The sequence below is a fragment of the Brevundimonas naejangsanensis DSM 23858 genome, from assembly GCF_000421705.1.
In the GTDB taxonomy this organism is placed as follows: domain Bacteria; phylum Pseudomonadota; class Alphaproteobacteria; order Caulobacterales; family Caulobacteraceae; genus Brevundimonas; species Brevundimonas naejangsanensis.
Window position 1 is genome coordinate 708,735 of the sequence record NZ_ATXN01000002.1, and the last position, 13,017, is coordinate 721,751.

10 protein-coding genes are annotated in these 13,017 nt (G+C 66.3%); 1 reads left to right on the plus strand and 9 read right to left on the minus strand.

Translation table 11 applies throughout. From position 1 onward, the window contains the following. Window positions 1-34: 34 nt before the first annotated feature. Window positions 35-2,740, minus strand: a complete 2,706-nt coding sequence (locus H556_RS0103625) for a TonB-dependent receptor domain-containing protein (protein WP_024353156.1) — start codon at window positions 2,738-2,740, stop codon at window positions 35-37. Window positions 2,741-2,829: 89 nt separating this feature from the next. After that, window positions 2,830-4,338: a hypothetical protein gene (locus H556_RS0103630; protein WP_024353157.1), complete on the minus strand. Its 1,509-nt coding sequence runs from the start codon at window positions 4,336-4,338 to the stop codon at window positions 2,830-2,832. Between the two features lie 302 nt (window positions 4,339-4,640). Between H556_RS0103630 and H556_RS0103635 the strand changes: the two genes are divergently transcribed. Continuing rightward, complete coding sequence (locus tag H556_RS0103635; protein ID WP_024353158.1) at window positions 4,641-6,056, plus strand: amino acid permease; 1,416 nt, start codon at window positions 4,641-4,643, stop codon at window positions 6,054-6,056. Between the two features lie 80 nt (window positions 6,057-6,136). On the opposite strand, the gene H556_RS0103640 is transcribed toward H556_RS0103635, so the two are convergent. The 7 genes from H556_RS0103640 to H556_RS0103670 form a co-directional block, all read right to left on the minus strand. Then, on the minus strand, window positions 6,137-8,899 hold the full coding sequence (locus H556_RS0103640; protein WP_024353159.1) for a M14 family metallopeptidase: 2,763 nt from the start codon (window positions 8,897-8,899) through the stop codon (window positions 6,137-6,139). A 202-nt stretch (window positions 8,900-9,101) separates the two neighbouring features. Beyond that, window positions 9,102-9,521, minus strand: a complete 420-nt coding sequence (rplQ, locus tag H556_RS0103645; RefSeq protein WP_003170003.1) for a 50S ribosomal protein L17 — start codon at window positions 9,519-9,521, stop codon at window positions 9,102-9,104. A gap of 117 nt (window positions 9,522-9,638) precedes the next feature. Next, window positions 9,639-10,658, minus strand: coding sequence for a DNA-directed RNA polymerase subunit alpha (locus tag H556_RS0103650; RefSeq protein ID WP_024353160.1), 1,020 nt, complete (start codon window positions 10,656-10,658; stop codon window positions 9,639-9,641). A gap of 88 nt (window positions 10,659-10,746) precedes the next feature. Next, the gene (gene rpsK, locus H556_RS0103655; RefSeq protein ID WP_003164390.1) at window positions 10,747-11,136 is read right to left on the minus strand and encodes a 30S ribosomal protein S11; all 390 of its coding nucleotides are present in this window, start codon (window positions 11,134-11,136) and stop codon (window positions 10,747-10,749) included. A gap of 16 nt (window positions 11,137-11,152) precedes the next feature. Then, complete coding sequence (rpsM, locus tag H556_RS0103660) at window positions 11,153-11,521, minus strand: 30S ribosomal protein S13 (RefSeq protein WP_024353161.1); 369 nt, start codon at window positions 11,519-11,521, stop codon at window positions 11,153-11,155. Between the two features lie 141 nt (window positions 11,522-11,662). Next, the gene (locus H556_RS0103665; protein WP_029673174.1) at window positions 11,663-12,355 is read right to left on the minus strand and encodes an energy transducer TonB; all 693 of its coding nucleotides are present in this window, start codon (window positions 12,353-12,355) and stop codon (window positions 11,663-11,665) included. A gap of 84 nt (window positions 12,356-12,439) precedes the next feature. Then, the gene (locus tag H556_RS0103670) at window positions 12,440-13,003 is read right to left on the minus strand and encodes an adenylate kinase (protein WP_024353163.1); all 564 of its coding nucleotides are present in this window, start codon (window positions 13,001-13,003) and stop codon (window positions 12,440-12,442) included. Between the last annotated feature and the right edge of the window lie 14 nt (window positions 13,004-13,017).

Sequence of the window (13,017 nt, forward strand, 5' to 3'; positions counted from 1 at the left end):
ACCTCCCGGCTCAAATGTCAGTCGTAACCTGCGCTTAGAAACGCGCGGTCAGGCTAACCGAGGCGCTCTGGCCCAGATCGTATTTGTTGATACGGATCTTGTTGCCCTTCTCCTGGTATTCCTCGAACCCGGTTCCCAGCAGGTTGCGCAGCTCGAAGGCGAAGCCCAGATCGCGGCCCTTCACGGTGAAGTCCTTGCGATAGACGAAGTCGAGGAAGGCGCCCGGCTCCTGCAGATAGTCAGGCTCGCGGGCTTCATACAGACCCGCGCCACGCGCCGTGATCCGCTCCGACACATAGTTCAGGATCAGCGTCGCCTGCGACCGCGCCGTGTCGTCTTCCCAGCCCAGTTGCAAGTTGGCGACGTGTTCGGACTGGCCCTGCAAACGGCTGCCGTCTTGCAGGAAGGCGCGGGCCGGTTGCGGGGCGCCCGCGCCGCTCAGAGTGATGACGGTGTCGTTCTCCCCCACCGAAATCTCGGAGTCGGACCAGGTGTAGTTGGCCTGCACCAGCCAGCGCTTGTTGGAAATGAAGGCCGTCTGATCGGCGAACTCGAAATACTTCTTCACCTCGGCCTCGACGCCCATGACGGTCGCTTCCGGCGCATTGAGGAAGGACTGCTGGCGCTGATTGCCGACGTCGACGATCATCGCTTCGACCGGCTTGTCCAGCTTCTTGTAGAAGACGCCCGCCGTGACGAACTGCTGGCGACCGAAGTACCATTCCCAGCGCGCGTCCAGGTTCAGGATCTCGGTGTCCGTCAGATAGGGGTTGCCGATGAAGACGCGGTCGCTTTCCGGATCGGTGTAGGCCTGAGGCGCCAGCTCGCGGAACTGCGGGCGGCCGATGGTCTTGGACGCCCCGAAGCGCAGTTGCTGATCCTCGGTGAAGTTCCACGTCGCGGTGAACGACGGCAGCCAATACTGCTCCTTGATCTCGGTCGCCTCATAGGACGAGGTCCCGCCGAACAGGTCGCGGGGGGTCACGCTCTGCTGTCCGTCCTCGAAACGGACGCCGAAGGTGGTGCGCACGGTCGGCACGAACTCGGCGTCGACCATGGCGTAGATCGCGTTGACCTTGAGGTCGGCGTCATAGGCGTTGGCGCCGTTCGAGCCTGCGACCTCACGCAACTGCAGGGTCCACGGATTGATGTTGAAGTCCGAGAACAGATAGTCGATGCGCGCGCGGCGCTGGCTGTCGGTCAGGCCGTTGACGGCCTCGAACTGCAGGTCGTGACGCTCGGCCGAGCGGGTGTTGTCCAGCGTCGATGCGCCGACGCTGATGGTTGCTTCGCGCCCCGCCGCCATCGGCAGTTTGTAGGCCAGGTCCGCGCCGCCGGACCAGACTTCATCGTCCAGTTCGCTGAACGAGATCTGGTTGCCCTGAACGTTGTGGATGAAGCGGTCCTGGGCGTCGACACCGTACTGGAAGCGCGATTCATAAGGGGCGTCGCGCGAGGTCTTGGCGTAGGCCGCACGCCAGTCCAGCTTCCACGCGCCGTCAGCGCCGAAATAATGTTCGCCCGCGAGCTGGCTGGTGAACAACTGGCGCACGAACCATTCCGTGTAGTCGTTGCGGATGATGCTGTCGCCCGCGTCGAAGTCAGGGCCGCTGGAGATGCGGGCGCGCTTGGTCGTGGTGCGGACATAGAGGTTCGTCCACTTCACCTCATGATCGTCGGTCGTCAGCGACAGGCCGCCCAGTAAGTTCAGGCGCACATCGTTCTGATTGGACTCTACATCCTTGGTCGACCGGGGGATCAGGATGTCGCCTTCGAACTGCGACTTTTCCTGGATCGCCTGACGGGTGCGCCACGAGTTGTCATAGCCGGCGACGGCGATGACGCCCATGTCGCCGATCTCGGTCGGGGTGCGGAAGCCGCCCGCCAGCTCCAGACTGCCGTCGACCGGCGTCTGCTGACGCTGCATCAGACGCAGCGGCGCATTGACCAGCGAGCGGCCCATCGCCTGAACTTCCGACGCCGAGAAGTTGGCCAGGTTGATCTGTTTGCCGAGACGGAAGGCCTGGGCGATCTGGCCCGGAACCTTGCGGGTGTCGTCGTCGAACCCGGTCCAGTCGGAATCCGAGCCGTAGTAGACGAGGTTGTCGCGCGCGGTGGTCTCGGTGTTGCCGCCGACGCCCGCCTTGAAGGTCAGGAAGGGCTCGGCCGGGGCGTCCACCGTACGCAGGTCGATGACCCCGCCGCCGAACTCGCCCGGATAGTTGGGAGAATAGGACTTCTGAACCGTCACGCCCGCCAGGATGCTGGAGGGGAACAGGTCCAGCGGCACCACGCGTTGCAGCGGTTCGGGACTGGGCAACGGCGAGCCGTTCAGCAGGGCCGAGGAATAGCGCTCGCCTAGGCCGCGTACATAGACGAAGCGACCATCGACTATCGACAGGCCGGTCACGCGGGTCAGGGCGGCGGCGGCGGTGGAATCGCCGGTGCGTTGCAGGTCTTCGGAGGTCAGGAAAGCAGCCACCTCGGCGCTCTGACGGTTCGGCTCCGGGATATTGCGCCCCAGGACGACGATGTCGCCCAACTGGGTGGCCGGGGTCTGCGTCACCTGATCCGGGCTTTCCGGATCGGCGGGCAGTTCAGTGCTCAGCGCCACGGCGGCGGCGGGAGCAGCCGCCTGTGCGACAGCCTGGGCGAGCGCGAGACTGGGCGCGCCGAAAGCGGCGACGAGGGCGCTGCTGGCCAGCAGCACCCCGTTACGGGTCAGGGTCTTGTTCTTCATGTTCGGCTGCCTTGCGAAGGTCGAGAGAGGCTGAGCGCTCAATGGGTCGGCGGCGGCCCTTTCGGACCGCCGCCTCGCCAGAGGGTTCATCAGCACTTCGAGTTGGCGGTCAGGCCGCAGGTCCAACCCTGCCACCAGGTGTCCGAGGCGTTCTTCACGGCGCCGATGTAGTCGGTATCGACAAAGAAGGGATGCACGCCCGAGGCCTTGACCGGGGTCACGGCGGTTTCATTGGCGCCGTTGATGAAGGTCAGAACCTGATTGGTGATGGTGACGCCCGAGGTCGGCGCGGTCAGGGTCGAGGTTCCCTTGACCGTGTTGTTCGAACCGGCCGTGAAGATCGGCTCCGAACGCGCAGCGCCGCTGGCGCGGTAGGGAATGCCGCAGGACATGAAGACCGAGTTGAACACCGGGTTCACGCTGGCGGTGTCGGCGTCAGCAATGTCCAGGCAACCGGCTGCGGAACCCGCCACGCTGGTGAAGACCGAGTTGACGACGGTGGCCTTCACGCCCGTGTCGAAGTGGGCGACGGTGTGGGCGTCGGTCGGCGAGTTGCGGCCCACCAGGGTCCAGTTGGCGATCTTGGGCTGGGAGTTGTAGCGCTGGGCCAGCGGCGTCGAGGCCGGGGCGGCCGAGAACTCGAAACCGGCCGAGCGGCTGGTCGCATTCGGAGCGCGCTGGGTCACGATGCCGAACTGGGCGCCGCCGCGCCAGCCGGTGTCGGTGTCGAAGCCATCGTCGTCAGCGCCGTTGATGACGATGCGGCTCAGGTTGACGTTGCCGCCGAAGATTTCGATGCCGTCGTCCGACGAGTTGTAAGACTGGACGTATTCGATGACAGTGCCCGCGCCGACGCCCGCCAGGGTCAGAGCCTGCAGTTCGTTGCCGGTCGAGATTTCAAAGCCCGAATAACGGATCTGCACGTAACGCAGACGCCCCGAGTTGTCGTTGGCGTTGCCGCCGCCGTAGAAGGCGTTGGTGCCCTCGACCTGGCCGGTGCAGGTGACCGGTGCGGTCAGTTGGCAGTTGGCCTGAGGCGCGCGGCCGGCGATGACGATGCCGCCCCATTGGCCGTGCGAGTTCTCGTTCGTCGCGCCTTCGACGTTCTGGCGGCTGGTGAAGATGATCGGCTGCGAGGCCGTGCCTTCAGCGTAAATCTGCGAGCCGCGGTTGATCAGAAGATAGTCGCCGCCGCCCGAGGCGAAGATGGTCACGCCCGCCTCGACCGTCAGTACGCCCTGAGTGCCGGTGTTGGCCGAGGCGTCGACGCCGCCGTCCACGCCGACGGCCGTGCGGCCCGAAATCGAATAGATGGTGCCGGCGCGCAGCGGCACGGTCAGCGGACCGTTGATCTGCTGCGGCAGCTGACAGTTGCGCAACGTGCCGTTGGCCATGGTGCCGACGTTGGCGAAACCAGCGGGGCAGTCCGCCGCCGCCTGGCCGTTGCCGCCATTGCCGTTGCCATTACCGCCGCCATTGCCGCCGCCATTGCCGAAGTCGCCCTCGCCGGGCGAAGCCACCTCGGCCGAGCCGCCGCAGGCCGCCAGAGCCAGGGTGCTGGCCGCCACCACGAGCAGGGTCTTGAAGCTGCTGTTCATCGTCGTTCCACCGATTGATCAAAAATCTGCGGCGGGGGGCCGGCCATACCGACCGGTAATGACATCGGACCCCTCCTGCCCGACGGCGAGGGATAGAGAAAAGCGCGATGGAAGCTTGCGCGTGCCGGTGACGGATCGGCCTCGTTTTCGTGCCGTTTCAACGGTGAAACCGTGACGAAAATTCCGCCATCGGATCAGAAATCCGGACGGGTCGTCCGCTGGCGCGCCCGAGCCCCTTGTATTGCCGCGGCATCCACCGCAAACCCGCTGGCTTCATGACCTTCCCCAGACAGGAGCCACCGATGGGCGGCCCAGACGCGCTACCGCGCCCCAATCCAGAACCGGGCCCCCAGACCCTCGCTCGCAGCCTGAGCTGGCCGCATCTGGTGGCGATGGGCGTAGGCGCCATCGTCGGCACCGGCATCCTGACCCTGATCGGCATCGGCGCGGACAAGGCGGGCCCCGCCGTCCTGCTGTCCTTCCTGATCGCCGGTTTCGTCTGCGCCTGCGCCGCCATGTGCTACGCAGAGATGGCCAGCACGGTGACGGCGTCGGGCAGCGCCTATACCTATTCGCGCGTAGTGCTGGGCCAGATGGCCGGTTGGGTCATCGGCTGGAGCCTGATCCTGGAATACAGCCTTGTGGTCAGCGCCGTGGCCGTCAGTTGGGCAGGTTATGCGGCCCCGCTGCTGCATGATTGGCTGGGCCTGCCGATGGCACTGATGCAGGGGCCGCACGCGGGCGGAATCGCCAACGTCCCCGCCCTCTTCATCATCATCGTCGTGGCCGCCCTGCTGCTGACCGGCGCCAAGAAAAGCGCAACGCTGAACCTGATCCTGGTGGCGGTGAAGCTGTCGGCCCTGGCCCTGTTCGTCTGGTTCGCCCTGCCTCACTTCAACGCCGCCAACCTGGAGCCCTTCAGCCCCTATGGTTTCGCCCGTCACATGGGGCCTGACGGCGTCGAGCGCGGGGTCATGGCGGCGGCGGCCATCATCTTCTCGGCCTTCTACGGTTTCGACGCCATCGCCACGGCGGCCGAGGAAACGCGCAATCCCAAGCGCGACCTGGCCATTGGGATCATCGGCTCCATGCTGGCCTGCGCGGCCATCTACACCATCATCGCCACCGTCGCCCTGGGGGCGACACCCTTCACCCGCTTCGCCAACAGCCCCGAGCCGCTGGCCCTGATCCTGCGCGAGATCAGCCAGCCTGGCGCCGCTCATTTCCTGGCGGTCACGGCGGTCCTGACCCTGCCCACGGTGATCCTGGCCTTCTTCTACGGCCAGAGCCGCATCTTCTTCGTCATGGCGCGCGACGGCCTGCTGCCGCGCGGCCTGGCCCGCGTCTCCAGGGGCGGCGCCCCGGTGCGCATCACCGTGTTCACCGCCTGCGTGGTGGGAACCATCGCCCTGTTCTTCCCGCTGGACGAAATCGTCGCCCTCGCCAACGCGGGCACTCTGGTGGCGTTCAGCGCGGTGGCCCTGTGCATGTTGATCCTGCGTCGTCGCGCGCCGGACATGGCGCGCGGCTTCCGCACGCCGCTGGGCTGGTTCGTTGGTCCCGTCGCCATCGCAGGCTGTCTGTACCTGCTCGCGAGCCTGCCGCAGAAGACACAGATCTGGTTCGTGGTCTGGAACCTGGTCGGCCTCGTCGTCTACTTCATCTATGGCCGCAGCCGGGCCGCGAAGGCGGCGCAGGCGGACGCCTCCAAAGACTGATTCCCGACGCTTCCCGCAGCAAAAAGGCCGCCCCGCAGACGCCGGGCGGCCTTTTCATTCTTCGTGCAGGTTCGCCGGGCTTAGCGGTCGTCCCTAGCCACGGCAGGACCATAGAACAGGGCGTTGAAGAGCAGTCGCGACGACGCTCGCGCCTGGGCGCGGTTCACTACATCGGGACCCAGAACGATGACCCGGCCCTGGCCGTGCTCCAGGTCCAGCACGGCGTCGGCGCCCGACAGCCGTTCCGGACCGATCGCCCAGCCGCTGGAGACGGCGACCTGTTGCGGATAGCGCACCAGGCTGGCTCCTTCGCCCGCATGGCGGAAGCCCGTGTTGCGGTTGAAGAAGACGTTCATCTGACGCGGGGCGCCGAAGGTCAGGGGGCGGCTGTTGTCGACCTCGGTCTGCATCACCGCGCCGGGGATGAAGAAGTCGGTCGAGGCCAGGGGCTTGCCGTCGGCGCCCGTCAGCACGTCCTGCACCGGCGCGCCCATGGCGGCGGCCAGGCGGTGGGCCGAGCCGATGGTGACGACGCTGCCGCCCGCCCGTGCAAAGGCGTCCAGCTGGGGCACGGTCGTCTCGGCGGTGATGTGGCCCAGCCAGCCGCGGTATTCGGCGGGGATGCTCTCGGGCGCCGGCTGCGGGCGCTGGGCGGCGGCGGACAGGTCGGCCGGGATCATGTCCGAGGCGAAGACCAGGACGTCGAAATCCTTGTTCAGGTCGCCTGCGTCGAGGCGCTGCGGGTAGACCACCTCGAACGGATATTCGAACTGCTCCAGCATCCACTGGGTCCAGCCCGAGGCCATGGAGCCGCCGTAGCGGTCGACCAGGCCGATGCGCACCGGCTTCAGGGCGATCTGCTCGCCGCCCGGCGCGCGGGCGACTGCGTGGGCGGTCAGGCCCAGGTCGCGCACGGCCGCCTCGACGATCGGGCGGGCCTTGTCGTCGGCCGGAATCCACAGGGCGCCGGGCGGCAGGGTCGCGCGACCGGCGCGGGTCTCGCCCTCCTGCCAGTAGACGGGCAGACCCGCCGCCAGCAGGCGGTTGGTCAGGACGTAGCCATTGATCGGCGCATGATCGATCAGCCAACCTGCGCGACCATTGCCTTCAATCCGCCCCGGCGGCGGGGCCATGACGTCGGCGACGCGTTCGGTCGGCGCCTCGAAGCCGTCCAGGATGCGGTCGAACTGTACGCCCATCTGCATGGCCAGCGTGTAGCCGGTGGCGTCATAGGGCAGTTTGGGCGGGCCGCCCGGATACTGCAGGTCGTGCGGGTGGTCCTGCGGCTCGAACATGTCCAGCACGTGCGGGCGATAGGCCTGGGCCGTCTTCACCACATAGGAGCCCGCCGGATAGGTCTTGCCGCCCACGGTGAAGGCCTGGGTGGCGCGATCCACATCCACGCCGGTCTTGATCAGGCTGTTGAGGAAGGCGACGGCGGTGGGCAGGTCGGCCTGATCCGCCGGGATGACATAGCCGCGCGGATCGCGCCGGGCCGGGTCGCGCAACACGCTTTCATACAGCGCCGGATCGACTCGGCGAGCGTTCTCGCCCGCCGCTGCGTTCAGGGCGTCGATCGCCGAGGGCGTGACCCGCCAGGTGTCGGCATTACCCTTGTCGATGGCGTTCTGGCCCATACGCCAGATGTTGAACAGCACCCTGTCCTTGTTGCGCGAGGCGTAGTTCAGCACCGCCCGGTTGATCGATTGCGAGTACTCAATCGACTGGGCGAAACGCCAGGTCTGGGGCGCCACCGGCATGGGCAGGTCGTTGCGCGGCAACTGGTTGTCCGGGATCAGGCTGATCTGGCTGGGCGTCGGGTGGCCTGTGATCTCGGTCAGCAGGCCGACCGCATTGTGGAAATAGGTGACGGAGCGCTCCATCCCGTTGTTCCACGTCGAATAGTTCGCCCCGCTGCGCATGGTCGAGCCGGGCTTGCCCTCCTCGATCAGGCGGCTGTGCATGGCGGCCCCGACCTCGGAGAGGGTGCTCATGACCAGCGGATCGTAGTTGTAGTTGAAGGGGTCGCGGAACGGCGGCATGAAGACCACGGTCCCCGCCGGCGCCGTCTGGTGGTGGTTGTAGATGATCTGAGGGAACCACTCGCGGAAGAACTGCCGATTGACGTTGGTCGTCTCGGTCATCGCCGACAGGTAGTAGTCGCGGTTGTTATCGTGACCGACGTACTTCTGATACAGGCGGGGAATAGACGCGTATTCGCGCTTCAGCGGGTCCGCGTTGCGCATGTACCAGGTCGAGACCAGCTCCCATCCGTCCGGGTTCATCGGCGCGAACAGGATGACCACGTCGTCCAGGATGCGCCTGGCCTCGGCGTCTTCGGCGGTCAGCCATTCATACAGGGCGGCGATCAGGGCCTGGGGCGGCACGGTTTCGGTGGAGTGCAGACCGCCGTCGATCCACACCACGGCCTTGCCCTCGGCGGCCAGGGCGCGGGCTTCGTCCTCGCTGACGCCCTCGGCCTTGGCCAGGCGCCGCGCGATCTCCTGATAGCGGTCGATGTTCGCCAGGTTCTGCGGCGAGGAAACGACCGAGAGGTACTGCGTCCGCCCTTCGGAGGACTTGCCGATTTCCAGCAGCTTCATCCGGTCGGACTGGCCGGCCAGGGTGTGCAGATAGCGCTCGAACTGGCTGTAGGTGATCAGATGATAGTCCGCCCCCACCTCATGGCCGAACGCCTCCAGCGGCGTGGCGAGGGTGCGGGCGGGGGCAGCTTGGGCGACTATCGCCGCCGGGGCCGAACCGGCCTCCAGCGCCAGGGCGCTGACGGAAGACAGGGCCCAAAAAGCCAAACTGGCCGCAAGCACGGCGGACGGACGGGTCATGCGATCTCCTGATGCGTTCACTCTCAGCCTTCTGCGAGGCTTGGCGACAGCTTGGCGTCTTCGCGGCCCGGACGCAATTTACCCGCAGCCTGAAAAGGCCTGCGACAGGGATTACCCACAGCCAAGCCGCGGCGAGGCAAAAAGAAAGGGCGGCCGGATCGCTCCGGCCGCCCTTTCGGCATTTCAGCAGTAAAGCCTGAAATCAGGCCTCGTCGTCGCCCTCGATGGCGAAGACCGGACCGGAGTCCTTGCCCTTGGCCTCGACGTCGCGATCCACGAACTCGATGACGGCCATCGCGGCGTTGTCGCCGTGACGGAAGCCCGCCTTCATGATGCGGATGTAGCCGCCGTTACGCTCGGCGTAACGCGGAGCCAGCGTGTCGAACAGCTTGCCGACCTGCGGCACGTCGCGAACGGCGCTGATGGCCTGACGACGGGCGTGCAGGTCGCCCTTCTTGGCCAGGGTGACCAGCTTCTCGACGAAGGGACGCAGTTCCTTCGCCTTGGGCAGGGTGGTCGTGATCTGCTCGTGCTTGATCAGCGAGGCGGCCATGTTGGCGAACATGGCCTGGCGGTGGCTGACCGTACGGCCGAGCTTACGATAGGCGGCGCCGTGGCGCATCGGGGTCTCTCCTACTCGACCCTGGTTTCTCGTCCCTACTTGGCGGACGAGACCTGGGGCCTCTCATTCTAACCGCCCCAACCGATCCACGCGGGACCTGGGCGGAGGGGTTAATGATCAGATCTGGTCGTCGAACTTCTTGGCCAGATCTTCGATGTTTTCCGGCGGCCAGTTCGGCACATCCATGCCGAGGCTCAGGCTCATGGACGCCAGAACTTCCTTGATTTCGTTCAACGACTTGCGGCCGAAGTTCGGGGTGCGAAGCATTTCGCCCTCGGTCTTCTGGATCAGGTCGCCGATGTAGACGATGTTGTCGTTCTTCAGGCAGTTGGCCGAACGGACCGACAGCTCCAGCTCGTCCACCTTCTTCAGCAGGGCCGGGTTGAAGGGCAGTTCGGGCTTGCCGTCCGACTGCTCGACAGCCTTGGTCGGCTCATCGAAGGTGATGAAGATCTGCAGCTGGTCTTGCAGGATGCGCGCGGCGTAGGCCACGGCGTCAACCGGCGAGACGGCGCCGTTGGTTTCAACTTCCAGGATCAGCTTGTCGTAGTCCAGCGACTGGCCCTGACGGGTCGGCTCGACGCGATAAGCGACGCGCTTCACCGGCGAATACAGGGCGTCGACGGCGATCAGGCCGATCGGAGCGTCTTCCGGGCGGTTCAGTTCGGCGGCGACGTAGCCCTTGCCGTTCTGGACCGTCAGTTCCATGCGGACCGAAGCGCCGTCGTCCAGGGTGCAGATCACGTGATCCGGGTTCAGCACCTCGATATCGGCCGGCAGTTCGATCTGAGCCGCAGTCACCGGGCCGGGGCCCGTGGCGCGCAGGGTCATCCGCTTCGGACCTTCTGCGTGCATGCGCAGGGCCAATTGCTTGATGTTCAGAACGATGTCGACGACGTCCTCGCGAACGCCTTCCAGCGACGAGAACTCGTGAACAACGCCGTCGATCTGAATGGCCGTGACCGCCGCGCCTTGAAGCGAAGACAGCAGAACGCGACGAAGCGCGTTGCCGAGCGTCACACCGAAACCGCGCTCGAGAGGTTCGGCGATCAGACGCGCCTTGTGCTGCGGGTCAGACCCGCCCTCGACTTGCGGTTTCTCGGGACGGATCAGCTCTTGCCAGTTTCTTTCGATCATAAAGTCCCTCGAACGGGTTTCGACGGCTCCGTGTCCTCACGTTCAGGACAACAGGAGCCGCCGGGAGAAGGGGTAGGCGGCGTGAACCTTAGACGCGACGGCGCTTGGGCGGACGGCAGCCGTTGTGCGGCATCGGCGTCACGTCGCGGATGGTCGTGATCGTCATGCCGACGGCCTGCAGGGCGCGCAGGGCCGACTCACGGCCCGAACCCGGACCCGAGACGTTCACTTCCAGCGTCTTGACGCCGTGCTCGGCGGCCTTCTTGCCAGCGTCTTCCGCAGCCATCTGAGCGGCGTACGGCGTCGACTTGCGCGAGCCCTTGAAGCCCATGTGGCCGGCCGACGACCAGGAAATCGCGTTCCCTTGAGCGTCGGTGATGGTCACCATGGTGTTGTTGAACGAAGCATTCACGTGGGCGACGCCCGAGGTGATGTTCTTACGTTCGCGGCGCTTAACGCGACCCGGTTCCTTAGCCATCGGTCAGGCCTCTCTCTTACTTCTTCTTGCCGGCGATCGGCTTGGCCGGACCCTTGCGGGTGCGAGCGTTGGTGTGAGTGCGCTGGCCGCGGACCGGCAAGCCCTTACGGTGACGCAGGCCGCGATAGCAGGCCAGGTCCATCAGACGCTTGATGTTCATCGACGTCTCGCGACGCAGGTCGCCTTCGACAGTGTAGTCGCGGTCGATGGCTTCGCGGATCTGCAGAATCTCCGCGTCGGTCAGCTGGTTCACGCGGCGAGCCGGCTCAATGCCGATCTTGGCCGTGATCTCCTTGGCGTTATGCGCGCCAATGCCGTGGATGTACTGAAGCGCGATTTCAACGCGCTTGTTGGTCGGAATGTTGACGCCTGCGATACGGGCCACGAAATTCTCCAAGTACGCGTTAATCAGACGCAGAAACCGCTCCGGTCAACAGACCAGGAGCGTGTACGCCCTTCGCGGAAGTCCGCCCTTATACAGGGGATTCCCGATGCGTCAACGGGCAAGCGCCGTGAGCAGGATGGTTCAGGGCCATTCGACCCCCACCCGGACCTCTCGACCATCAATCGGCGCTCCGTTCTGCGTCGGAGGACGAAAGCGGAAATATCGCGAGGCCGCAAGGGCCGCCTGACCGAATCCCATCCCCGGCGGCGTTTCGTCCACCAGGCGGCAGTCGCTCAGGGTGGTGTCCAGCCGAACCCGACAGGCCAGTGTCGCCTGCCCGCCCCTCCGCTGGCGGAAGGCTTCGCGCGGATGCAGGGCCCGCAGTTCGCCCACCGTCGGGCCGCGAATGATGCGCGGCGGGCCGTCGCCCTCGCCGGGGCCGACGCCGGAACCGCTGCCGCCGCCGCTGCCCGTCCCCTGCCCGCCCTGGCCCTGACCCGGCGTCGGACCGGGCTCTGGCGCCGCGCCGAGGACCAGTGGCTGTTCATGAGCGGGACGCGGGGGCGCGACGACTTCGGGCGGAGGCGGCGCCGGACGCGGTCGCGGGGGACGCACGCTTGAGGCGGCGGCGGGCGCTCCGCCCCCTTGCGTGACCGCCGGTTCCGCAGGCGGGGGCGGAGGCGGCTCGGGACGTTCAAACGGAATCAGGTCGACAATGATAAGCGGCGGCGGCGCGTCCAGGGTCGTCTCGGGCCGCCCTACGCCCAAAAGCACAAAGGCGCCGAGGTGCAGAAGAGCCACAAGCCCCGCCGCGCCCCAGCGCCATTGTTTCATTCGTTCCGGTCGCAACCGCCTCTCCCGCACAGGCTTCCGAACGCTAACGCTTCAGAAGTCGAGGAGATCAGACCGCGCGTTCGATCAGGCGTCCAGCGCCGCGTCGATAGCGGCGGCCACGGCGGCGATATCGCCCATGCCGTCCACCTCGGTCAGCTTGCCCTGGCCTTCATAGTAGGGAAGCAGCGGCGCGGTCTGGCGGTTGTAGACGGCCAGACGGTCCTTGAAGGTCTCGGGATTGTCGTCTGCACGGCCCTGTTCGGCGAACCGCTTGCCGATCCGATCCGTCAGGGCGGCGTCGTCCACCTTCAGGCGGATGACGCTGTCGATCTTGGCGCCGCGCTTGGCCAGCATGGCGTCCAATGCTTCAGCCTGAGCCACCGTGCGGGGGAAGCCGTCAAAGATGGCGCCGCCGGCGGCCTCGGCCTCCGGCAGACGGGCTTCGATCAGGGCGATGACGATCTCGTCGGTAACGAGGTCGCCGCGCGCCAGCACGTCCTTGACCTTCAGCCCCAGCTCGGAGCCGGAAGCGATCGCCGCGCGCAGCATGTCGCCGGTCGAGAGCTGGACCATGCCCCGCCCCTCGACCAGCCGCTTGGCCTGGGTGCCCTTGCCGGCCGCAGGCGGCCCGAACAGGATCAGGTTCATTATGTCTTCGGGCC